General features: G+C 70.8%; 19 protein-coding genes. 8 read left to right on the top strand and 11 right to left on the bottom strand.

Features of this window, described 5'->3' with window-relative positions:
- Positions 1–65: 65 nt before the first annotated feature.
- The gene (locus ABZ406_RS07410) at positions 66–2,135 is read left to right on the top strand and encodes a hypothetical protein (RefSeq protein ID WP_357756775.1); all 2,070 of its coding nucleotides are present in this window, start codon (positions 66–68) and stop codon (positions 2,133–2,135) included.
- A gap of 27 nt (positions 2,136–2,162) precedes the next feature.
- Here ABZ406_RS07410 and ABZ406_RS07405 read toward each other — a convergent pair whose 3' ends face one another.
- Together ABZ406_RS07405 and ABZ406_RS07400 are read right to left on the bottom strand one after the other, a co-directional pair.
- Entirely contained in the window at positions 2,163–2,681 is a 519-nt protein-coding gene (locus tag ABZ406_RS07405) for an acyltransferase (protein WP_357756772.1), read from the bottom strand.
- A 162-nt stretch (positions 2,682–2,843) separates the two neighbouring features.
- A complete protein-coding gene (locus tag ABZ406_RS07400) occupies positions 2,844–4,052 on the bottom strand; it encodes a glycosyltransferase (RefSeq protein WP_357756769.1) in 1,209 nt (402 codons plus the stop codon).
- 185 nt (positions 4,053–4,237) lie between these two features.
- Here ABZ406_RS07400 and ABZ406_RS07395 point away from each other — a divergent pair, with 185 nt between their 5' ends.
- Entirely contained in the window at positions 4,238–4,954 is a 717-nt protein-coding gene (locus ABZ406_RS07395; protein ID WP_357757266.1) for an acetyltransferase, read from the top strand.
- Here the strand turns inward: ABZ406_RS07395 and wecB are convergent.
- Positions 4,883–6,007, bottom strand: coding sequence for a UDP-N-acetylglucosamine 2-epimerase (non-hydrolyzing) (wecB, locus tag ABZ406_RS07390; RefSeq protein WP_357756766.1), 1,125 nt, complete (start codon positions 6,005–6,007; stop codon positions 4,883–4,885). The two genes, ABZ406_RS07395 and wecB, sit on opposite strands and share 72 nt — an antisense overlap.
- Complete coding sequence (locus ABZ406_RS07385) at positions 6,004–7,299, bottom strand: glycosyltransferase family 4 protein (protein ID WP_357756764.1); 1,296 nt, start codon at positions 7,297–7,299, stop codon at positions 6,004–6,006. Before ABZ406_RS07385 ends, wecB begins: the two co-directional genes overlap by 4 nt.
- A 214-nt stretch (positions 7,300–7,513) precedes the next feature.
- Here ABZ406_RS07385 and gmd point away from each other — a divergent pair, with 214 nt between their 5' ends.
- Genes gmd through ABZ406_RS07370 form a run of 3 tightly spaced genes read left to right on the top strand, consistent with a single transcriptional unit; the run spans position 7,514 to position 10,865 of the window.
- On the top strand, positions 7,514–8,527 hold the full coding sequence (gene gmd, locus ABZ406_RS07380; RefSeq protein ID WP_357756761.1) for a GDP-mannose 4,6-dehydratase: 1,014 nt from the start codon (positions 7,514–7,516) through the stop codon (positions 8,525–8,527).
- Positions 8,524–9,744, top strand: a complete 1,221-nt coding sequence (locus ABZ406_RS07375) for a glycosyltransferase (protein ID WP_357756758.1) — start codon at positions 8,524–8,526, stop codon at positions 9,742–9,744. The genes gmd and ABZ406_RS07375 overlap by 4 nt, the downstream gene beginning before the upstream one ends.
- The gene (locus ABZ406_RS07370) at positions 9,741–10,865 is read left to right on the top strand and encodes a DegT/DnrJ/EryC1/StrS family aminotransferase (RefSeq protein WP_357756755.1); all 1,125 of its coding nucleotides are present in this window, start codon (positions 9,741–9,743) and stop codon (positions 10,863–10,865) included. Before ABZ406_RS07375 ends, ABZ406_RS07370 begins: the two co-directional genes overlap by 4 nt.
- A 48-nt stretch (positions 10,866–10,913) precedes the next feature.
- Here the strand turns inward: ABZ406_RS07370 and ABZ406_RS07365 are convergent, their stop codons facing one another.
- Positions 10,914–12,170: a hypothetical protein gene (locus ABZ406_RS07365; RefSeq protein WP_357756752.1), complete on the bottom strand. Its 1,257-nt coding sequence runs from the start codon at positions 12,168–12,170 to the stop codon at positions 10,914–10,916.
- Complete coding sequence (locus tag ABZ406_RS07360) at positions 12,167–13,489, bottom strand: hypothetical protein (protein WP_357756749.1); 1,323 nt, start codon at positions 13,487–13,489, stop codon at positions 12,167–12,169. The genes ABZ406_RS07365 and ABZ406_RS07360 overlap by 4 nt, the downstream gene beginning before the upstream one ends.
- 135 nt (positions 13,490–13,624) lie before the next feature.
- Between ABZ406_RS07360 and ABZ406_RS07355 the strand changes: the two genes are divergently transcribed.
- On the top strand, positions 13,625–14,551 hold the full coding sequence (locus ABZ406_RS07355; protein WP_357756746.1) for an NAD(+)/NADH kinase: 927 nt from the start codon (positions 13,625–13,627) through the stop codon (positions 14,549–14,551).
- Between the two features lie 163 nt (positions 14,552–14,714).
- Positions 14,715–16,592: a nucleoside-diphosphate sugar epimerase/dehydratase gene (locus ABZ406_RS07350; protein ID WP_357756743.1), complete on the top strand. Its 1,878-nt coding sequence runs from the start codon at positions 14,715–14,717 to the stop codon at positions 16,590–16,592.
- Between the two features lie 62 nt (positions 16,593–16,654).
- Here the strand turns inward: ABZ406_RS07350 and pgm are convergent, their stop codons facing one another.
- Together pgm and glgC are read right to left on the bottom strand one after the other, a co-directional pair.
- Positions 16,655–18,292, bottom strand: coding sequence for a phosphoglucomutase (alpha-D-glucose-1,6-bisphosphate-dependent) (pgm, locus tag ABZ406_RS07345; RefSeq protein WP_357756740.1), 1,638 nt, complete (start codon positions 18,290–18,292; stop codon positions 16,655–16,657).
- Positions 18,293–18,323: 31 nt separating this feature from the next.
- A complete protein-coding gene (gene glgC, locus ABZ406_RS07340; RefSeq protein ID WP_357756738.1) occupies positions 18,324–19,556 on the bottom strand; it encodes a glucose-1-phosphate adenylyltransferase in 1,233 nt (410 codons plus the stop codon).
- A gap of 72 nt (positions 19,557–19,628) precedes the next feature.
- On the opposite strand from glgC, the gene glgA reads away from it, so the two are divergent.
- The gene (gene glgA / locus ABZ406_RS07335) at positions 19,629–20,834 is read left to right on the top strand and encodes a glycogen synthase (protein ID WP_357756735.1); all 1,206 of its coding nucleotides are present in this window, start codon (positions 19,629–19,631) and stop codon (positions 20,832–20,834) included.
- A 16-nt stretch (positions 20,835–20,850) separates the two neighbouring features.
- Here glgA and ABZ406_RS07330 read toward each other — a convergent pair whose 3' ends face one another.
- Genes ABZ406_RS07330 through ABZ406_RS07320 form a run of 3 tightly spaced genes read right to left on the bottom strand, consistent with a single transcriptional unit; the run spans position 20,851 to position 23,063 of the window.
- Positions 20,851–21,798, bottom strand: coding sequence for an inositol-3-phosphate synthase (locus tag ABZ406_RS07330; protein ID WP_357756732.1), 948 nt, complete (start codon positions 21,796–21,798; stop codon positions 20,851–20,853).
- A gap of 9 nt (positions 21,799–21,807) precedes the next feature.
- A complete protein-coding gene (locus tag ABZ406_RS07325; RefSeq protein WP_357756730.1) occupies positions 21,808–22,650 on the bottom strand; it encodes an ergot alkaloid biosynthesis protein in 843 nt (280 codons plus the stop codon).
- Complete coding sequence (locus tag ABZ406_RS07320) at positions 22,647–23,063, bottom strand: nuclear transport factor 2 family protein (RefSeq protein ID WP_357756728.1); 417 nt, start codon at positions 23,061–23,063, stop codon at positions 22,647–22,649. Before ABZ406_RS07320 ends, ABZ406_RS07325 begins: the two co-directional genes overlap by 4 nt.
- Between the last annotated feature and the right edge of the window lie 35 nt (positions 23,064–23,098).

Below are 23,098 nucleotides of genomic sequence, written 5' to 3'. Positions count from 1 at the left end.
CGGCGGCACATTCACCCTGTCCGGGTACTGACCGAGAGCGGCCGTCGGTGCCCCGAGGGGCCACAGTGAGGTTCATCGTCAGTGCGTACGCGGTGGAGGTGCCGACCATGCCCGAGCTGATCGTCTACCGGTCCAACGCCCTGATGTCCGTCCGCTCGCGCTTCGACGGCACCCGCGATCTGGTCATGCCCGCGAACCTCGCGTACGCCGAGGCGATGGTCGGCATGTGGCACTCCGGGCTCCCCCAGGTCACGCTGGTGCCCTCGACCGCCACCGACGCCCAGGTGTGGCCGGTGATGTCCGCCGTCGGGACGAAGATCCACGACACCTCCGACGACAACTGCCCGATCAACACCGGCTGGTCGTACGTCGGCGGCAACCACGGCTACAACGTCGGCAACCAGATCGTCGTCACCAACCACGGCAAGACGACTGTCGACGTGGGCTCGCAGTGGACCGACGGGACGCGCACCTTCACCCTGCTGGCCATCACCAACGCGGACAGCCTGCTCTTCGGCAACCCGTACACGATCGTCGACGGCATCGCGCAGGGTGCCCGGGTCAAGCCGGGCTCGCCGCTCACCCACCTCTCCGGGGCCACCCACACGGCCACCGTGCCGATCACGGGACTGACCCCCGACGTGCAGATCCGCCCGGCCACCCACTCCCACACGGTGACTGTCGAACTCGACGGACGACAGCTGCCGGACGGCCGCTCCACCGGCCAGGAGTTGAGCATCCGGGAGTCCTACCTGATCCCGTCCTACCAGGGGATGATCGACACCGCCCGGGCGAACATCGGCACGCCCATCGCGACGATCATGTCGCGGATCCCGTCCCTGTGCCGGATCTCGAACGTCTACCGCTGGTCGCAGGGGGGTCTGCTGGTCGAGCAGACGGTGGCAGCGCTGGAACGGTTCACGCTGAACGCCGGGGTGACCCAGTGCGGCGCGCTGACCGCGGTGGCCGGCGGCACCCGCCGGCAGTTCATGCCGAACGTGGGTACGGCCGGCGGTCTGAACTGGTCGGGGTGGGCGAACATCGACACGCTGCCCAGCCTCACCGACTTCACCCCGGCGACTCTCACGAACCGGCTGTGGCCGGCGAGCAGCATGACCCAGTGGGTGCTGAACAGCGGCCAGGTCCAGCAGTGGGGCATCGCCGTCGGGTTGCTGCCGGCCGCCGACGGCGTGCCCGAGATCCGGGCCCGGCACACCACCGCCAAAGGCTGGTTCATCACCTCCAGCCTGAAGAAGAACTACCCGCAGTTGGTGTGGGGCCGCACCCTCGAAGCAGGCGAGTCCGTCACCGGCACCGCCTACCGGCGTTACCTGGCACCGCCCTCGGCGGCCACCGAGATCGTCGTGTCGGACCCCACCACCGACTTCGTGATGATCGAGCGGGTCGACCCGGTCGCGCAGACCCAGATGGCGGCGCCGCAGTTGTTCCACCGGCTGCTGGTGCCGGCCGGCCCGACGAATCTCACAGTGCCGGACCGGGTAGCCGTCGGTGGGATCTCGTACGGCATGACAGTCCCCGCCGGGTACGGGATGTGGCGGGCCGAGCCCGGCCCGGCGCGGGTGGGGCAGCCACCCGGGGTGACCTGCACGCGGGGCAGCTACTTCCTCCCGGTGTCCGGCCCGACCCAGCAGGTCACCTACATCGGCACCTACCAGTCGCTCCTGCTGCACCCGGTCTACCTGGCGGAGCCCACCCCGGTCGACCGGGTGTGCGTGGAGGTCACCGCGGCGGGCACCGGTGTGGTGCGGCACGGCGCGTACGCCCACGATCCGGCGACCGGTCGTCCCGCTGTCCTCGGCCCGCTCGCGGACTTCGGCGGCCTCAACGTCACGTCGGCGGGTGTCCAGGAGTCGGTGCTCGCCGTTCCCGTGCTGCTGCCCGCCGGTTGGCACTGGTACGGGCACGCGTGGCAGACCGACAGCGGCATGGCGCCCACGTTGCGGGCCAGCAGCATCGGCGCGGCCACCACGCTCAACCTGGGCACCAGTTCGGCGGCGATGACCGGGGACCGGTTCGGGTACGAGGTGACCGGGGTGACCGGGGCGTTCGGGGCGATCATCATCGCCGGCGTGCACCAACTGCCGCCGCCACGGATCGCGTACCGGAGGGCCTGAGCGGGCGGGCGCGGCCGGCTTGCGGGGTCAGACGGTGGTGACCCCGTAGATCCTCTTCATCGCCTCGTGCTTCTCCGGGACGGGTAGGTGCCCGATGCCCAGCGACTTGGCCTGCAACCGTTCGAGGTACTCGTCGGTGGTCCGCAGCGGTCGCGCCGGCACACCTGCCGCCACCGTGTTGTCCGGGATGTCGCGCGTGACGATCGAGCCCGCCCCGATGACGCACCGGTTTCCGATGGTGACGCCGGCCAGGATCATCGACCGCATACCGATGTAGACGTCGTCGCCGATCGTGATCGGCGCGGTCCAGTCCAGGTCGGGATGGTCCTTGCGCAGGATCAGGGTGCCGCCGTCGTGGGTGACGAACTGCACCTCGGAGGTGATGTAGACGTTGTCTCCGATGGTGATCAGCCACGGCTCCGAGCCGAACATCGCCCGGCTGATCCCGTAGAACCTGACCCGTCCGGTCAGCTTCACCCCCAGGGACCGCGCGAACGCCTCCGGGTCCCGGGTGGCGGCCAGGTGGTCCCGGACTCGTCGGACCATCGTACGAACGCGTCTGGGCACGTGCTGTCCTCGCTCATCGGGCCTACCGGGGTGGCGGACGACGGGCCCCCCACGCGGGCCCTGCCCCTGCAACGACGCAGCTCCGGCCCGGGTGACGCGGCCCCGGCGAGCCGGGCCAGGCGCGGGTGGCGGCCCGGCGGGTCAGGCGCAGAACCGCCTGGCGTGGTCCAGCACGTTGAGTTCCCGCAGTTGCTGTCGCCAGAGCCGGTACCGCCGGCCGGCGGTCTCCTTCGCCTCGGCGCGCTCCCCGGCCGACCGGTCGGCCATCCGGTCGAGGGTCTCGCTCAACGCGGCTGCTGTCGCGGGCCGGACCACCGCTCCCCCGCCGGCGGCGATCAGCTCGCTGAACGGTGTCGCGTCGGAGCAGACCACCGGACAGCCGGACGCGAGGCTCTCCAGGATGACGTGCCCGTAGTTCTCGCCGAGTGTGGGAAAGAGGAAGGCGTCATATCGGCTGAAGGTCGCCATCACCTCGTCCGCCTCGAGTTCGCCGAGGTAGCGGACCCGGACGTGGTCGGGCATCGCGTCGATGAGGCGTCGGCAGCACGCCCAGTACTGCGCGTCCTCCCGCGGACCGTAGATGTCGAAATCCAGCGGGTGCGTGCTGCCGGCGACCGCTTCCAACGCCCTGGTGAGGTTCTTCATCGGCGAGATCCGGCCGACGAACACCAGTCGCAGTGGCCCGTCGTGGGCGACGGCCCGGGGGGCCGGCTGCTCCGGGATGGGGCACTCGTTGCCGTTCACCATGATCTGCGCCCAGGGCATCGTGGCGCGGATCTGGATTTCCTCCAGCCAACTGCACGCCTGCCAGCGGACGTCGAGCCGACGCAGCAGCGGGGCCCAGACCGCCAGGAAGAGCCGCTTCTTGCACGGCTTGATGGCGAGTGCGCCGGGCGAGAGCTCGCCGCGCGGGGCCAGCATGATCGCGCGGACGCGTACCAGTCGCAACGCCACCGCCAGGATCGGCAGCACCGAGAAGAGCGACCAGAGGCTGTTGACGTAGATCAGGTCGACCGGGCGGGACCGGATGTGCCGCGCCAGTCGGACCCAGTGCCGCACTGCGAACGGGCCGAGGTAGAAAACCGCGCAACGGTCGTCGCGGCGTACCAGTCGTCCGGACAGGCCCGGGTAGGGTGTCGACGAGGAAAGGTCCCGGTCTCCGGTGACCAGTGTGACGTCGAGGTCGTCCGGCAGCGTGTCGAGGATGAACCGCAGGGAACGGATCGGCCCCCCGCCGCGAAAGCCCGGCTCGAACACGCGAGCGGTGGCGAGTACGCGGTATCCCGACGTGGTGGTGGCTCGCGGTGTTCCGCTGCGGTCGGGCAGACGCGTCCTGGCCAGCTCGTTCACTTTCGACTCACCTTCCCGACTGCTGCTCACGCCTTCGCGCGGGCACGCCGACGCCTGAGACGCGCGAGGATCGACCAGGGCGCCGCGACTCGCCCGTCACCATCGGCACCGTGGACCGGTTGCGATGACGGAGAGCGGCCAGCGCTCTCCGTAGCCGAGGGGAGCCGCCGTTGACGACCGACGTAGTGATCGTAGGCACGGGCGGGATGGGTCGTGAGGTATATGGGGTTATTCGGCTTTTGAACTCCAATGCGCAGAATGCACCGCCGCCATGGCGGGTGCTGGGCTTCGTCGACGACTACCCCACCGAGTCCAACGTCGAGTCGGTACACCGCCTCGGCGTCGCCTTCCTCGGCCCGACCCGGTGGCTGGCCGCCCAACCCGCCAGCACCCACGTGGTGCTCGGCGTCGGGATTCCACGGCTGCGTCGCGAGACCGACCAGGCCATCGCCCGGTACGGCCTGCCGGCGGCCACAGTGGTGCATCCAGCCGCCGAGATCGGCACGGACTGCGTTCACCAGCAGGGGTTGTTCGCTGCCGGTGGCGCCCGGGTGACCACGAACGTGCTGCTGGGGCGGCACGTGCACCTCAACCAGAACTGCACGGTGGGGCACGACAGCATCCTCGGCGACTACGTCTCGGTCAATCCGCTCGCCGCGGTCTCCGGGTACTGCCGACTGGAGGAGGGCGTCCTGGTGGGCACGACGGCCGCGATCCTGCCGACGCTGACCGTCGGCCGGGACGCCACAGTGGGCGCCGGCGCCTGCGTGACCCGCGACGTCGCACCGGGTGTGGTGGTGACGGGTGTGCCGGCCCGGCCGGTGGTCGGGTCAGCGGCGGATGCCCGCCCAGTCGTGATGGCGGCGCACAGTGGACAGGATGAAGTCGACCACCCGGCGTGACGTGTCGGGGACCTGGTAGTCGAGGGGGCAGGTGACCGAGCCCTCGGCCACCTGCGCCACCACCACCCGGATGGCCTCGACGACACCGTCGGGCTCCAGGCCGGTCATCACTATCGCGCCGCTGTCCATCGCCTCCGGACGCTCGATGGACTCGCGCAGGGTCACCGCCGGGAACCCGAGGATCGCCGCCTCCTCGCTCACCGTCCCACTGTCGGACAGGGTGCATCGGGCATGCCGTTGCAGGGTCACATAGTCGAAGAAGCCGAACGGCTCGTGGAAGGCCACACCGTCGAGGTGCAGGCCGTCGCCGGCCAGCGCCTCCAACCGCTTGCGGGTACGCGGATGCGTGGAGACCAGCAGCGGCAGACGCCACTCGTCGCGGACCACCCGCAGGCACTCCAGCAGCCGGCGGAGCCGGTCCGGGTGGTCGACGTTCTCCTGCCGGTGGGCGCTGACGACGAAGTAGCCGCCCGGTTCGAGTTCGAGTTGGGCCAGCACCGTGGACCGCTCGATCTGCTGCCGATAGTGGTCGAGCACCTCGCGCATGGGTGAGCCGGTGTGCAGGATCCGACGCGGGTGCAGCCCTTCGGCGAGCAGGTTGCGCCGAGCGTGTTCCGAGTAGACCAGGTTGAAGTCGGCGATGTGGTCGACCATGCACCGGTTGGTCTCCTCCGGCACGTTCAGGTCGAAGCAGCGGTTGCCGGCCTCCATGTGGTACACCGGCACGTTCATCCGGCGGGCCATCAGCGCCGAGATCGCGCTGTTCGTGTCACCGAGCACCAGCAGCGCGTCCGGGCGCAGCTCGGCTATCGCCTTCTCCGTGCCGACCAGGACGGCGCCGAGGAGACTGCCGAGCGATCGGGTGTCGGCGCGCAGCAAGAGGTCCGGCGCCCGGACCCCCAGCTCGCTGAAGAAGACATCGGACAGGGACGGGTCCCAGTTCTGCCCGGTGTGCACCAACGTGTGGTCCACGGTCCGGTCGAGGGCGTCGATAACCCGGGCCAGTCGGATGATCTCCGGCCTGGTGCCGACGACTGTCATCACACGGGTCACTTGACGCCTCCTGGTGGCAGCTGTGCGGGTCGTGGAAGGCTGGGCTCGGGCTGACGGTCCGCCCCCTGCGGCGGCACCCGGTACGCCGGGTCACGAATCACCCGCCGCGCCTGGTCGAGGACGCTGATCGGCGTTCGGCTCGCCCGCCACCGGCGGTAGGCGGCCCCCGCCTCGACCCGGGCGGCGTGCCGCTGCTCGGGGGTGGCGGTAGCCACCTGGGTGACGAGGGCGCCCACCGCAGCAGCGGTCAGCTCGGGGAAAACCAGGCCGCCGCCGTCGCGCAGCACTGTCGTCCAGGGCGTCCGGTCGGAGCAGAGCACCGGGCAGCACGCGGACAGGCTCTCGGCGATGGCGTTGCCGAAGTTCTCCCCCCGGGTCGGCATGACGAACGCGTCGTAGCGGGAGAAGGTCGCGCGGACCTGCTCGGGTGGCAGCTCACCCCGGTACCTGACGGCGACCGACTCGGGCAGCTCGGCCAGGTGCTCCCGGCAGCGTCGCCAGTACGCCTGGTCCTCCACCGGACCGTAGATGTCCAGTCGTACCGGCACCGGTACGAAGGCGAGCGCGGCAAGCACCAGGTCGAGGTTCTTCATGGGCGAGATCCGGCCGATGAAGACCAGCCGCGCATGGTGGGCCGCCGGTGTCTCCGACGGTGTCGCTTCCGGCTCGGGGCCACGGCTGACCGCGACGACGCCGATCCGTGCCCGGGGCAGTACCCGCTGGATGTCGTCTGCCTCGACGGGGGTGGTGGCGTGCCAGAGCACCCGGCGGTCGAGCAGCATCCACCGCCAGGCGGCCAGGAAGATCCGCTTGCGGAGTCGGTGCACCCGGAGTGCCGCCGAGCCGAACTCACCCCGGGGGGCGACCAGGACGCGACCCACCCGCACCAGACCGAGACGGGACGCCACCATGGGCAGGATCGAGAAGATCGACCAGACGCTGTTGACGTACAGCAGGTCGAAACGGCAGGCGCGCAGCGAGCGCCACAGCGACAGCCAGTGCCCCGGCCGACGCACGCCGAGATAGAAGACGTTCGTCCGGCCGACCCGGGCCCAGCGACCGGAGAGCCCCGGATAGGGGTCGCGACAACCGAGGTCGCGGTCCCGGGTCACCAGGGACGTCTCAATGTCGTCACTGGCGAGGGCGAGCACTTCGGAAATGGACCGGACCGGCCCTCCGGCCCGCCAACCGGGAGCGAAATAGCCGGCGGTGACAAGGACGTGAAATGTGTTCTCGTCAGCAGTCGCCGGTCCTTCTCGGGTGTCCGCCGCGGGGGTGGGATCGCCGGCCATCCTCGCTCCTCGCTCATGCCACAGGATCGATTCACCCAACGATCGAATGCTCGTTCCGTGACTGAGCCCTTTTCTCAACTGAGCTGCCCTGCGTTGTCGCGCAGCCGGCGGCGAAGAATTAGTTCCGCCAATTACGTGAAACACCAGGAATGCCGACGTGGAGAGCGATATAAGGGTCCGGCGGGGAAAATTGACCCAGCAGGAGAGGGACTTCATGTCACGAACGGCACTCATATCCGGCATCACCGGTCAGGACGGCAGTTACCTGTCGGAGTTCCTGCTCGACAAGGGATACACGGTGCACGGCATCAAACGGCGGTCGTCCTCTTTCAACACGGAGCGGATCGACCACGTGGACGTCCACCCGCGCAGCGGTGACGCCCGCCTCTTCCTCCACTACAGCGACCTCTCCGACCCGGCCTCGCTGACCGCCCTCATCAGGGACATCCGGCCCCACGAGATCTACAACCTGGGCGCGCAGAGCCACGTCCGGGTCTCCTTCGATATCCCCGGCTACACGGCGGACGTCACCGGCCTCGGGGCGCTGCGCATGATGGAGGCGGCCCGCTCCGCCGACGTCGGCTGCCGGTTCTACCAGGCGTCCTCGTCGGAGATGTTCGGCTCGACCCCGCCCCCGCAACGCGAGGAGACTCCGTTTCACCCGCGCAGCCCGTACGCGTGCGCCAAGGTGTACGCCTACTGGTCGGCGGTCAACTACCGCGAGTCCTGGAACATGTTCTGCGCCAACGGGATTTTGTTCAACCACGAGAGCCCACGCCGGGGCGAGAACTTCGTGACCCGAAAGATCACCCGTGCGGTGGCCCGGATCGAGGCCGGCATCCAGGACAAGCTCTACCTGGGCAACCTGGACGCCGTCCGGGACTGGGGTTACGCACCGGAGTACGTCGAGGCGATGTGGCTCGCCCTCCAGCAGGACACCCCGGACGACTACGTGGTCGCCACCGGCGAGGGCCACACGGTGCGCGAGTTCGTCGAGGCCGCCTTCGACCGGGTCGGACTGGACTGGCAGCAATACGTCGAGTTGGACCCCGCCTACTTCCGCCCGGCCGAGGTCGACGCCCTCATCGGCGACTACTCGAAGGCCCGACGCACCCTGGGGTGGGCACCGAAGACGCTGTTCAGCGACCTGGTCCGGGTCATGGTCGACGCCGATCGGCAACTCCTCGAGGACGAGCGGATGGGGCGACTGATCCGGGTGGACCGGTGAGGGTCGCTGTCGACGCCGCACCCATCCGTCCCGGCCACGCCGCGGGGCTCGAAGCCTTCACCTACGGCCTGTTGACCGGCATGGCCGCCGACGACTCCTGTGAGCTGCTGGTGAACGTGCTGCGGGGCACGACGGCCCAGTGGCGTGGCCACGTGCCCGACCCGCGGATCGGCTGGACCGAGGTGGCGCAGCCGCTCCGCTCCGACAACCCGACCGGGCAGTTGCTGCGCCGCTGGACCCCGAGGGCGATGCGCAACTCCCGCACGGTCCGGACGGCGGTCAACGCGGTCCGGCAACGGTCGGTGGTGCGGCACGCCGACACCGACGTCACCCTGTACCCGGTGCACGGCGCCCCGATCGGGCCGGGCACCTCGGTCGTCGTCCTGCACGACACCCGCCACCTGGGTGCCGAGTTCTACGCCCCCGGTTTCGCGGCGGTGATCAGGGAGAACGTCGCCCGCGCGGCGGCGATAGTGGTCACCTGGCCGCATCCGTACCGGCAGACCCTGCGGCTCTTCCCGGAGGCCGCCGAGCGGACCGTGCTCATCCCCACCCCGGCGTTCCAACCCGCGCCGGAACGCGCGCACGCGCAACCCGAACCGGGACTGCTGGTGTACCCGTCGTCCACCGCCGAGCACAAGAACCACGCGACGCTGCTGGAGGCGATGGCGCTGCTGCCCCACTGCCGCCTGATCTGCCCGGGGCCGCTCGTCGAGCCCGAGGCGAGTCGGCTGCTGGCCCGCGCCGCGCAACCCGACCTGCGCGGGCGGGTGTCCTTCCCCGGCTTCGTCAGCCTGGACGAGCTGAACGCCATCTACGCCCGGGCGGATGCGGTGGTCGTACCCTCGCTCTGGGAGGCGGCCAGCGGCGCGATGCTGGAGGCGTTCACCTGGGGCCTCCCGGTCGCCTGCGCCGACGTCGAGCCGCTGCGCGACCAGTTGGAGTTCAACCGCGCCGAAGCGGCCGTCTTCCGGGCCCGGGATCCGCTGTCCCTCGCCGACGCGGTGCGGCACCTGCTCGACGAGCGGGACCGCTACGCCGCCGCCTCCCGGCGGGCGAACGACCGACTCGCCGGTCGCACCTGGGCGGCCACCGGCCGCGACTACCTGGACGTCCTGGGTTGGGCCGCGCGGGGCGGATCGGGTCCGGTGCCACGGTCCCCGTTCGTCGCCGAGGCCGCGCACGACACCGTCGCCAGCGGAGAGGACAGCCCATGAGCATCACCGACGACACCTTTCCGGTGGCCCGACCGAGCCTCTCCACGCTGGAGGAGCGGTACGTGGTCGACGCGCTGCGCAGCGGGTGGATCTCCTCCCAGGGTCCGTACCTGCGTGACTTCGAGGAGCGCTTCGCCAGTCGCTGTGCCGCCGACACCGCACTGACGACGAGCAACGGCACTGTCGCGTTGCACCTGGTCCTCGCGGCGGCCGGCATCGGGCCGGGGGACGAGGTGATCGTCCCCGCGCTCACCTACGTGGCCACGGCGAACGCCGTCGCGTACTGCGGCGCGCGCGCCGTCTGTGTGGACGTCCTGTCGGAAACCTGGTGCGTCGACCCCGTCGGGGTACGCGCCGCGATCGGCCCGCGCACCCGGGCGGTCATCGCCGTCGACCTGTACGGGCATCCGGCCGACTACACCGCCCTGCGCCAGCTCTGCGACCGGCACGGTCTGCTCCTGGTCGCCGACGCGGCCGAGTCGTTCGGCGCCACTCTCGACGGGCGGCCCACCGGGTCACTCGCCGACGTCACGACGTTCTCGTTCTTCGGCAACAAGGTGCTCACCTCGGGCGAGGGCGGCTGCGTGACCACCTCCGACGCGGCCCTGGCCGACCGGATGCGCCTGCTGCGCAACCAGGGCATGGACCCGCAACGGCGGTACTACTTCCCGGTGCTGGGCTACAACTACCGGATGACGAACCTGTGCGCGGCGGTGCTCTGCGCCCAACTGGAACGGGCCGACGAGATCATCGCCCTCCGGGACCGGGTGATCGCCGGCTACGAGGAGCAGTTGGCGGACGAGCCGGCGCTGTCGGCGCAGCCGGTGGCCGCCGGAGTTCGCCGGGCGCCGTGGATGGCGGCCTTCCTCGTCGGGGCCGAGGGGGACGCGACATCCCGGGACGCGCTGGCCCGAGGGCTCGCCCGGCTCGGCGTGGAGACCCGACCGTTCTTCGTGCCGATCCCGGACCTGCCCGCGCATCGTGATCCCGGCGCGGACTGTCCGGTGACCGAGGACCTGAGTCGGCGCGGCATCAACCTGCCCACGTACGCCGATCTGGCCGAACCGGCGGTCAAGGCCGTGGTGGAGCGCATCCGCGCGGCCCTGGCCACCATCGCCTGACCCGCCGCCCGACCCGCGCCGAGCCCGTCGGCGCGGGTCGAGCGGCGGTCAGGCCGGTTGGACCACCGGCGAGCGGTCCGCCGCCGGGTCGCGCAGCAGCAGAAGATAGCTGCCACCCCAGGCCACGGCGCTGACCAGGGCCAGCACGACAAGCGCTCCGGCCGCCCCGGGCGCACCGAACAGGACCGCCCCGGCGACGACCGCGGGCACACGCAGCCCGCCGAGCAGGATGCCGAGCACTATCGCCCGCCGGCTCGCCCGCTCGATCCGCAGCCCGGCGAAACCGATAGTGGCCGGCACGGCGAGCAGGCTCTCCAGCGCGAGCAGCACCAGCAGGCTCCGGGCGACCGTCCAGTTGGCGCCGAGCAGTTCCTTGCCGACCGCGTCCGGCAGCAGGGCCACCGCTCCGGTCAACGGCAGGACGGCGGCGGCCACCAGTAGCGCGAGCCGGCCAGCCGCCCGAGTCCGCACCGCGCGGGACTCGGCCCGGGTCCGGGCCAGTTGCGGCAGGATCAGCGTGGCCGCTGTCGACAGCACCAGGTTGACCGGCCCCAGCAACGTGCGTCCGGCGCTCAACGCGCCGACCACCGCCGTGCCGGCGACGAACGCCACGGCGGTCAGCGCGAGCTGCGCCGAGCCGGTGGTCAGTAGGAACTGCGCACCGAACCCCGCCGCGACGCGGGTCTCGGCCCGACCGACTCGCCAGCCGGGCAGCAGCGCGTACCGGCGACGGGCCGCTACGACCACGCCGATCAGCGCGCCGCCGAGGGCCCAGACGGCGAAGACGTACGGCGTGTCGATCATTCGGAGCAGGCCGGCGAGCGCGGCGCAGCCGGTGAGCGCCGCCCAGGCGATCTCCTGGGCCATCGCCGCCGAGGGCGCGCCGATGCCGACGGCGACCGCCTTGGTGTAGTCGTAGAGAACCAGCCCGGGCAGGGCGAGGCCCGCGAACAGCAGATAGGGCGAGCCGTACGCCGTGCCCGCCGCGCCGACCAGGACGCCGCCGACGAGGCCGAGCAGGATCGCCCTCCGGGCGGCCGACGCGACGCCTGCCCCGCTGGCCAGCACGGTGTCGGTTACCGTGCTGCGCACCAGCCCGGAGCCGACGATGTAGAACGAGAAGGCCAGTGCGAACTGGCCCAGCCCGCCGACCGACTCCAGCCGGGTCACGGTGATCGCCAGCAGGAGGTTGCCGCCGCTGGAGAGCCCGCCCACGACAAGCGCGAGCAACGCCCGGCGACCGGTGCGTGGGCCGGCCGGAGCGTCGGCCCGACCGCGCGCGTGCCGGCCCACCCGTACCGTCACCGGCTCGCGCCGCGGGCCCTGGGCAGCCGGGCGGGGTCCGCGTTCCTGCGCACTCCGTGCAAAGGGCGGCGGGTGAGCCTCAGCAGGACGAAGACCGGCGTCGCCGCCACCACGTGTTGCAGGAAGCTGATTGTGGAGTCCGGGTAGGTGTTGGACCACAGCAGCGGGTCGAAGAGCACCAGGCAGAAGAGGCTCAGCCGGATCGGGCCGGGCGGCCCTCGCCAGCGCAGCAGCACCGCCGCCACCGCGGCCCAGAAGGCGTGCACGGCGACCACTCCGACCGGGCCGTCGAAGAACCAGATGTTGCCCAGCAGCAGGAAGGTGTAGGCCGACGTCGGGCCGCCGCCGATGTACTGGTTGATCCGCTGCCCGGTGGAGAGCGCCGCCCGATCCGCATCGAGCACCCGGGGCACCAGCCCGTACCGCAGGTAGTCGGTGACCCCGGGCTGACCCAGGTCGACCGGGACGTCGAAGCCCGCCACCATGCTGAGCTGACTGTCCAGCCGCAGTCGGTCGGTGGCGGTGACACTGGTGTCCACCGCGACGCCTCGATCCGCCCGGATGGCGTTGCGGTGCTCGAACACCGCCGGCCAGGCGAGGAAGAGCACCACCGCGCAGAGCAGCAGGTGCCGCAACCGGAAGACACCGCAGAGCGCCCCGGTGGCGGCCATGAAGAACACCAGCGCTACCAATGGCGCCGTGACCGCCGTCAGCAGGCCGACGTAGAGCTCCGCGCCGACGAGGACGGCCAACCAGCCGTACAGCTTCGGCCGGGACAGCCGCCCGCTCAGGTGGCTGGCCACCAGCAACGCGAAGCCCAGGGCCGTCCAGCCCGAGAAGAGCGTGCTCACTGTCGCGAGCGGCCCGCCGGACAGGTCGCCGGCGACCTGGTTGACGATCGATCCACGCCCGAGGTGGGCCCCGAGCACGTTGGCGGCAATGCTGGTGAGCGTGACCGCTACCGCCACCGGGTAGAGCCACGGATAACGGGCGTGGGCGCGTCGGAAGCCCTCTCGCCAGCGCGGGTCGGCACGTCCGAACAGCCAGCCGACCGTCTCCACGGCGACGCTGCCCAGCACCGCGAGCCCGACCAGGGAGACGATGAAGCCGGTCTCCGGATTCCGGTAGAAGGCCGCCATCGGCAGGATGAGCAGCGCGTACGGGGCGAGCACGACGACGGTCACCGGGTAGCAGCGGAGCACCCGACCGACGAGATCCCGGTGGGCGCCGGACGCCCTGTCTCCGGTTGGCCGATCCGTGCGCGCCTCGATCGCACCGGTCGTCCCGCCGGGGTCGAGGGCAGCCCCGGGCCAGGTCATCGCGGGCGCCCCCTCTGGGATGTGGTTTGTCGCTCCTGACCCCAACGACCCAACCGACCGGGCGAAACGCCTTTGTGTACGAGGGTCGTCGCGGGTCGGCCCGTGCGGCCGCCCAAACTGTGGTGAGCTGGGAACATGGATCGGTTCCGGCTCGGGCTGGTGCTCCATCCCACCCGGGACGCGTCCGCGGTGGTGGGCACGATAGTGGCCTGGGCGGCTGAGCACCACGCCGCCCTGGCGGTTCGCGAACAGGACCGGCACCGGGTGCCCGAAGCGGTCCGCAAGGTGCCGGAGGACGAGCTGGCCGCCACCTCGGACATGCTTGTCGCCATCGGTGGGGACGGCACGATGCTCGGCGCACTGCGGATGGCCGTCCGCGACCCGAAGCCGGTGCTCGGCGTACACCTGGGCAAGCTGGGGTTCCTCGTGGAGGTCGAACCGCCGGACCTGCCGGCGGCGCTGGCCCGGCTGCTGACCGGGGAATACACCATCGAGGCGCACAGCTGCCTGGCCTGCACGGTGTGCGGCGACGACGTCGTCGCGTTCAACGACATCGCGCTGGTCCGCCATCCGGGGCAGGGGTTCGTCAGCGCCAACCTGAGCGTGGACGGGCAGCAGTACGGCTACTACCGCTGCGACGCGGTGGTGGTGTGCACCCCGACCGGGTCGACCGCCTACAGCTACGCCGCCGGTGGACCACTGATCTCGCCGGCGACGCGGGCCGTGGTGGTGACCCCGAGCGCACCGATGGCGGGCATCTCCCGGTCGGTGGTGCTGTCGCCGGAGGAGACGGTGCGGTTGGACCTGCGGCCCGGGTCCGGGCCGGTCTCGGTGGAGGTGGACGGGCGGGTGATCCGTAACGGGTCGACGACGGGCGAGGTGGAGGTCGTGTACCGCCCCAACGCCGGCCTGGTGGTCCGCCTCGACCCGCGCCGCCACCAGGAACGCAATCAGCTCAAGCTGAGGCTGCTGGACCTGCCGCTGCTGCCGGAGCAGCTCCGCGAGCTGCTCCCGGAGAGCCTGCGTCGCCAACTCGGCCGCCGCGAGGAGCCTCAGCGGTGACTGCCGCTCTCATCGGGTTTCCCGACACTAAATCAGACAACCGGCCATAGAAACGTGAAAACCGGATTCCGTGTCGCAAAGTCCGCTAAGCAGTTAGGGGACGTGCGTGGCCCCTGACCTGCCCTGGGTCTCCCCCGGCCACGGACAGGACAGGGAGTCGTAGATGCCGCCGGAGATACAACGGGTTGAGCCAACGACGTCAACAGCCACCGGCCGGGCCAGGGTGAGTCGTCGTCGGACCGCCGTTTTCCTCGCCGCCGACGCCCTCGGCTGGGTCGGCGGGTTCACCGTCGCGGGCTGGGCCCGGTACGAACTAGCTCTCACCATCGATCAGGCGGTCAACGCGGTACTGCTCGGCGGCGGGGCCGCCGTGCTGCATGTGGGCGTCAGCGCGCTGCGCCGCATCCGTTCCGGTCGTCAGCCCCTCGGCACCGTCGAGGAGGTCCGTGGCCTCGCCGGCACCACCGCCACCACGGCGGCGATCGTCCTCGTCGCCCTCCTCACGCTCGGCGAACGCCCGGTGCCTGCCAGCACCCCGGTGATCGGTGCCGCGCTGGCGCTGCTGCTGATGCTCAGCTGCCGGCTCCTGCACCGCCACCGGCGGGACCGTGCGATGCGACCGGACGCCCGCTCGGCGACACCGGTGCTGCTGTTCGGTCTCGGCGAGGCCGGGCAGGGGCTGGTACGCGCCATGCTCAGCGACCCCAAGGGTCGCTACCTGCCCATCGGCGCGCTCGACGACGACCCGGGCAAGCACGACCTGCGCATCGCCGGTGTGCCGGTGCTCGGCGGCCGGCAGCACCTCGTCGACGTGATCCGCCGCACCGGCGCCACCACAGTGATCTTCGCGGTGGCCAACGCCGACGCCACGCTGATCCGCGAGGTGCGGGAGGCGACGCTGCGCACCGGCGCGGCGTTCAAGGTCCTGCCACCGGTCCGGGAGTTGGTGGATCACCGGATCACCGTGAGCGACGTACGGGACGTCCAGATCAGTGACCTGCTCGGCCGACGCCAGGTGGTCGGCGACCTGACCCTCGACGACAACGGGCTCACCGGTCGACGTGTTCTGGTCACCGGGGCCGGGGGCTCGATCGGCTCCGAGTTGTGCCGGCAGATCATGCGCGCCAACCCCGCCGAGCTGATGATGCTGGACCGGGACGAGTCGGCCCTGCACAGCCTGCAGATGTCGCTCACCGGACGCGCGCTGTTGGACGGCCCCGAACTCATCCTCGCCGACCTGCGCGACGACGAGGGCATCCGACGCATCATGCGGGAACGCCGTCCCGAGATCGTCTTCCACGCCGCCGCACTGAAGCACCTGACCCTGTTGGAACGGCACCCGGGCGAGGCGGTCAAGACGAACGTCTGGGGAACGCTCACAGTGCTCGACGCGTGCCGGGACGTCGCCCGGTTCGTCAACATCTCCACCGACAAGGCCGCCGACCCGATCAGCGTGCTCGGCTACTCGAAGCGGATCACCGAGATGCTCACCGCGCACGCGGCGGCGACCTATCCGGGCACCTTCCTGAGCGTCCGGTTCGGAAACGTCCTGAGCAGCAGGGGTTCGGTGGTGACCGCGTTCCAACGGCAGATCGAGGCGAGGCAGCCGCTCACCGTCACCGACCCCAACGTGACCCGGTACCTGATGACGGTGCAGGAGGCGGTGCACCTGGTCCTTCAGGCGGCCGCCATCGGTCGGGACGGGGAGGCCCTGGTGCTCGACATGGGCGAGCCGGTCCGGATCGACGACCTCGCCCGCCGGATGGTCGAGCAGGCGGCCAGCCCGGTCCCGATCGTCTACACCGGGCTCCGCCCCGGGGAGAAGCTGCACGAGGACCTGCTCGGTCAGGGCGAGGCCGACCACCGGCCGCTGCACCCGCTGATCTCGCACGTGACGGTTCCGGCCCTGGACCCCCTCGAAGTGAGTGGACTGGATCCGTTCGACGAGCCCGCCAAGGTCATCGATCAGCTCGCCCGGCTCTGCGGCGTTCCGCACGGTTCGCTCCCGCAACGGCGTAAGGGCATACCGCTGGCCCGCTGACCTCGCGGAAACGGGGCCGACGCCTTCCGGCGTCGGCCCCGCTGCGTTCGCGAACCGACCGCTCAGCCGAGAACCTCGGTCACCAGGTCCTGGGCTTCCTGCTGGAGTCGGCGGAGGTGCTCCGGGCCCTGGAACGACTCGGCGTAGATCTTGTAGACGTCCTCGGTGCCGGACGGGCGGGCGGCGAACCAGCCGGACTCGGTGGTGACCTTCAGGCCGCCGATCGGTGCGCCGTTGCCGGGGGCTGTGGTGAGCGTCGCGGTGATCGGCTCACCGGCCAACTCGGTGGCGGTCACCTGCTCCGGGGAGAGCTTGCCCAGCACTGCCTTCTGCTCCCGGGTGGCCGGCGCGTCGATCCGGGCGTACGCGGGCGCGCCGAAACGCTCGGCCAGCTCCGCCCAGTGTTCGCTCGGGCTGCGGCCGGTGGTGGCCTGGATCTCGGCGGCGAGCAGGCAGAGCAGCAGGCCGTCCTTGTCGGTGGTCCAGGTCGAGCCGTCGCGGCGCAGGAACGACGCCCCGGCGCTCTCCTCGCCACCGAAGCCGACAGCGCCGTCCAGCAGGCCGGGCACGAACCACTTGAAGCCGACCGGCACCTCCAGCAGCGGCCGACCCAGGTCGGCGGCAACCCGGTCGATCATCGACGAGGACACCAGGGTCTTGCCCACCGCTGCGGCCGGACCCCACTCGGTGCGGGTGCGGAACAGGTGACGAATCGCCACCGCCAGGTAGTGGTTGGGGTTCATCAGCCCGGCGTCCGGCGTGACGATGCCGTGCCGGTCGGCGTCCGCGTCGTTGCCGGTGGAGATCTGGTAGTCGGCCCGCGCGGCGATCAGCGACGCCATCGCGTTCGGCGAGGAGCAGTCCATCCGGATCTTGCCGTCGCCGTCCAGGGTCATGAACCGCCAGGTCGGGTCGACAGTCGGGTTGACCACTGTCAGGTCCAGCCGGTGCCGTTCGGCGATCTCACCCCAGTACGCCACGCTCGCCCCGCCCAGCGGGTCCGCGCCGATCCGGATCCCCGCGTCGCGGATGGCGTCGATGTCGATCGCCGCCGGCAGGTCGTCGACGTAGTTCGCGAGGAAGTCGTACTCCCCGGTGGTGTCGGCGGCCCGCGCCCGCGCGTGGGTGATCCGGCGGACCTCCTTGAGCCCGGCGGCGAGGATGGTGTTGGCCCGGTCCTGGATCCACCGCGTCACGTCGGTGTCGGCCGGCCCGCCGTTCGTGGGGTTGTACTTGAAACCGCCGTCGTCGGGCGGGTTGTGCGACGGGGTGATCACGATGCCGTCGGCGAGCCCGCTGGTCCGCCCCCGGTTGTGGGTGAGGATCGCGTGCGACAGCGCCGGGGTCGGGGTGTAGCCGTCGCGGCTGTCCACCAGGACTGTGACCCCGTTGGCGGCCAGCACCTCGAGGGCGTCCACGGCCGCCGGCGCGGAGAGCGCGTGGGTGTCCCGGGCCAGGAAGAGCGGCCCGTCCAGCCCCTGCTCGCGCCGGTAGTCGCAGAGCGCCTGGGTGACCGCCAGGATGTGATCGGAGTTGAAGGCGTTGCGCAGGCTGGAGCCGCGGTGGCCGGAGGTGCCGAACGAGACCTGCTGCGCCGGGTCCGAGGGATCCGGATGTTCGGCGTAGTAGGCGGTCACCAGGCGCGGCACGTCGACCAGGTCGGCGGGCTCGGCGGGCTGGCCGGCACGGGGGTGGGTCACTGCGGGAACCTCCTCGGGGAGTACCTGTCGGTCACGGCACGACCTTCTGGCCCTTGCCGATCACCACGATGCCGTTGTCGGAGACGGTGTAGCGCTGCCGGTCCTTCTCCAGGTCGACGCCGATCTCGACGCCCTCCGGGACGAACACGTTCTTGTCCAGGATGGCCCGCCGGACCACCGCGTGCCGGCCGATCTCCACACCCTCCATCAGCACCGAACCCTCGACGTGCGCCCAGGAGTGCACCCGCACCTTCGGCGAGACGATCGAGTTCTCCACCAGCGAGCCGGAGATCACCACACCCGGGGAGACCATCGAGCCGACCGCCCGGCCGACCCGCTCACCCCACTGGTGGACGAACTTCGCCGGCGGCCACGGCGGCTGCTCGGTGTAGATCGGCCAGTCGAAGTTGTACATGTTGAAGACGGGGTGCACGTTGATCAGATCCATGTGCGCGTCGTAGAACGAGTCGAGCGTTCCCACGTCCCGCCAGTAGCCGCGGTCGCGGTCGTTGCTGCCCGGCACATCGTTGTCGCGGAAGTCGTAGACGTTCGCCTCGCCCCGCTCCACGAGCATCGGGATGATGCTGCCGCCCATGTCGTGCTTGCTGCTCTTGTCGGCGGCGTCGCGTTCGACGGCCTCGCACAGCGCCCGGGTGGTGAAGACGTAGTTGCCCATCGAGGCGTAGATCTCGTCCGGCGCGTCGGGCAGGCCGACCGCGTCGGTGGGCTTCTCGCGGAACGCCCGGATCCGCTTGCCGTCCTCGCCGACCTCGATGACGCCGAACTGGTCGGCCATCGACAGCGGCTGGCGGATGCCGGCGACGGTCACCGCGGCGCCGGAGGCGATGTGGTCCTCCACCATCTGCCGCGGGTCCATCCGGTAGATGTGGTCGGCACCGAAGACGATCACGTAGTCGGGTTGCTCGTCGTTGATGAGGTTGAAGCTCTGGTAGATGGCGTCGGCCGAGCCGGCGAACCACCACGGGCCACGACGCTGCTGCGCCGGCACCGGGGTGACGTAGTTGCCGAGCAGCGTGGACATCCGCCAGGTCTTGGTGATGTGCCGGTCGAGGGAGTGGGACTTGTACTGGGTCAACACGACGATCTTGAGATAGCCGGCGTTGGCCAGGTTGGAGAGGACGAAGTCGACCATGCGGTACATCCCGCCGAACGGGACGGCCGGCTTGGCCCGATCCGTGGTGAGTGGCATCAGGCGCTTGCCCTCCCCACCCGCCAGGACGATCGCGAGCACCTTGGCAGCCATGCCCCGACGCTATCCACCCGCGTCCCACTTCACCACTCGTACGGGGAGTCTTCTGCACTAGGGTGCGGGGTCATGACGGAACCCACCCCGCTGCGCGTCGACCTGCTCACCCGCGAGTACCCCCCGGAGGTCTACGGCGGCGCGGGCGTGCACGTCGAGTACCTGGCTCGGGAGCTGCGCAGCCTCGCCGACGTCCGCGTGCACTGCTTCGGCCTGCCGCGTAGCGAGCCGGGCGTCACCGCGTACGCCGAGCCGCCCGGCCTGACCGGCGCGAACGCCGCGCTGCGCACGATGGGCGTCGATCTGGAGATGGCCGCCGGCACGGCCGGCGCCGACGTGGTGCACAGCCACACCTGGTACGCGAACCTGGCCGGACACACCGCGAAGCTGCTGCACGGGGTGCCGCACGTGGTGACCGCGCACAGCCTGGAGCCGCTGCGGCCGTGGAAGGCCGAGCAGCTCGGCGGCGGTTACGCGCTCTCCTCCTGGATCGAACGCACCGCGATGGAGGCCGCCGACGCGGTGATCGCGGTCAGCGGCGGGATGCGCAACGACGTGCTCACCGCGTACCCGCGGATCGACCCGTCGAAGGTCCGGGTGGTCTACAACGGCATCGACACCATTCAGTACGCCCCGGATCAGGGCACCGACGTGCTCGACCGGCTCGGCGTCGATCCGTCCCGGCCGAGCGTGGTGTACGTGGGAAGGATCACTCGGCAGAAAGGTCTGCCGTACCTTCTGCGGGCCGCCCGGGAGTTGCCCGCGGACACCCAGCTCGTCCTGCTCGCCGGCGCACCGGACACCGCCGAGATCGCCGCCGAGGTGGAGGAACTGGTCGCCGAGCTGCGGGCCAACCGCTCCGGCGTGGTCTGGGTGGCCGAGATGCTGCCCAAACCCGAGGTGATCCAGGTGCTCACGCACGCCACCGTGTTCGCCTGCCCGTCGGTCTACGAGCCGATGGGCATCGTCAACCTGGAGGCGATGGCCTGCGAGACGGCTGTGGTGGCGACCGCTACCGGCGGCATCCCCGAGGTCGTGGCCGATGGCGAGACGGGCCTGCTGGTGCCCATCGAGCAGGCCACCGACGGGTCCGGAACGCCGTTGCAACCGGAGAAGTTCGTCGCCAACCTGGCGGCGGCGATCAACACGCTGCTGGCCGACCCGGCGCGTACCGAACGGTTCGGCCTGGCCGGTCGCCAGCGCGCTGTGGACCACTTCTCCTGGGACGCCATCGCCCGGCAGACAGTGGAGGTCTACCGCTCCGTCGGCGCGCTGTGAGGGAGACGGGCGGGCCTCAGACCGCCGTTCCCGGCGGCGACTTGAGCAACGACGTCGCCTCGGAGCTGTAACCACCACGCCCGTTGCGCAGCGCGCTCGACGCGATGCGGACGAGGTCGATGTTGACGCCGGCGGCGCCACTCGGATCGTGCACCGTCAGCTTCACGTCGAGGCTCACCGACGTCTCACCCCAGCCCCGCGCCTCGAGGTTGAGGTGTGCCACCTTCCGCGAGCGCAGGTGCGGCAGATAGCCGAGCGGAGCGACCTCAACGCTGTGGGCGCCTTCCGGCAGGGCGTTGAGCTTGGACCGCATCTTGGTGTCGGGGTTCTGGACCAGGTTGCGGAAGTCCTCGGTGCCGCCCAGGTTGACCTGGTAGGAGCTGACCAGGGTGAGGCCGCGCTCTCGCAGGAGCCGCAGCAGCGCGTTGTGCAGCACCGAGGTGCCGAACTGGCTGGCCAGGTCGTCGCCGAGCAACGGCAGGCCGGCCGCCTCGAACCTGGCCAGCAGGTGCGGATCACGGGCGACCGGGTCGGCAGTGGTGTTGATGAAGGCGACACCCGCGGTGAGGGCCGCCTCGGCGTACGCCCGGGCGGTCTCCGGGCGGCCACTCGGCGCCGAGTAGAGCAGCACCTCCGCCTCGGCCAGCGCCGCCGCCACCCGTGGCACCTCGGTCGCGTCGACGAGGCCCTTCGTGACCGGCACGCCCACCGCGGGCAGGTCGCAGTCCAGCCGAGGGAAGTTGTTGGGCGGCAGGAAGATCGCCTCGGTGAGGTCCCGACCGATCTTCTCCGCGGAGGTGGCGAACGCCGCCACGACGGCGACGTCGCCCACCCCGAGCCCGTCGACCACCGGCCGCCGGATCCCGACCATGCTGCCGCTCTGGCGGTGGAGAGCAAGCCCCTGCACCAACGCCGACGTGTTGTTGCCGACCCCGACAACCGCTACCTTCACCCGTTCGGTCATCGACGAAGGCTAGATCACCGTGATCGAAGGGCTGCGGTCGCGCAGGCGGTCCCGGCAGAAGTCCCGGAAGGATCGGGGCGGACGACCTGTCACCTCGGCGACTGTCGATGTCGTCCGGTCCTCCGCGCCTGCCGCGATCGCCGTGTCCAGGCTCGCGAGGAAGTGGGCGAAGTCCGGCGGTATGCCGTTCGCGCGGTGACGGTCGGCCAGTTCCGCCGCGTCGACCCCACGGTGCCGGACCGGCCGGCCACCGACCTCGCCGAGGACGGCGGCGACCTCGTCGTAGCTCAACGCCTCCGGGCCGGTGATGATGTGGTCGGTGTTGTGTGGCGTCGGGTCCGTGAGGGCCCGCACCGCCACCTCGGCGATGTCGGCGGGGTCGACGAAGCCGACCCTTGCGGTGCCGGTGGCGCTGACGATCTCGCCATGCTCGCGGGCGCTCACCGCGTGCGGCTGCCCACCCACGAAGTTCTCCATGAACCAGGATGGCCGCAGTACCGCCCATTCCGGGAACAGCTCACCCAGTTGTGCGTGCACCAGGCCCAGTCCCTGCGTGGCGGGGGCGATGGCCGAGGAGCTGAGCAGCACCACCCGGCGGACACCGACGCTGCGGGCCCGTTTGAGGAAGGGCAGCATGATCGGTGCCGGGTCGACCTCGCCGACCGGGGGGATGGCGTAGATCGCGCGTACGCCATCCAGGGCGTCCGGGTGGGTGGTCGGGTCGTACCAGTCGAAGCGGAATCCTCCGGTGGAGGGGCGCCGGCTGGCGATCCGGGTGGGCTGACCGCGCTCGGCGAGCGTGGCGGCGACGATGCGGCCGGTGGTTCCGGTGCCACCGATGACCAGGATCATGAGCGGACCAGGCCGCCACCGAGCAGTTCCTGCGCGGCGATCGGATCCCAGTAGTCGCGATAGTGCGCGAGCTGCCCGTCACGGATGGTCAGCACGGCGATGTAGCGCACCTCGTAGGGCCGACCCGTGGCGACGACGAAGCCGGAGGCGGCGAACTCGACGACGATGACCTCCGGATCCGTGGTCTCGTGCACGGTCCGATCGTGGATCTCGCGGATGTCGAGCAGGGCCGGGTAGTTGATCAGGTAGTCGTGCAGCTCGGCGCGGCCGGCTACTCGGCGCGGCTGGCCGGGCGGCGCGAACGGAAGCTCCAGCACCGCATCCTCGGCGAACAGCGCGATGAAGCCGGCCATGTCCTTGGCCAGCAGCAACTCCATGCCGCGATGGAACACCGCGGCGGGGTGGTTCGACATGATCGATCCTTTCGTCGTCCGAGGCGGTCGGGATA

This window comes from Micromonospora sp. NPDC005710 (genome assembly GCF_040630995.1).
Classification (GTDB): Bacteria; Actinomycetota; Actinomycetes; order Mycobacteriales; family Micromonosporaceae; genus Micromonospora.
Note: the sequence above shows the minus strand (reverse complement) of the source record. Positions and strands in the feature narration are given on the sequence as shown.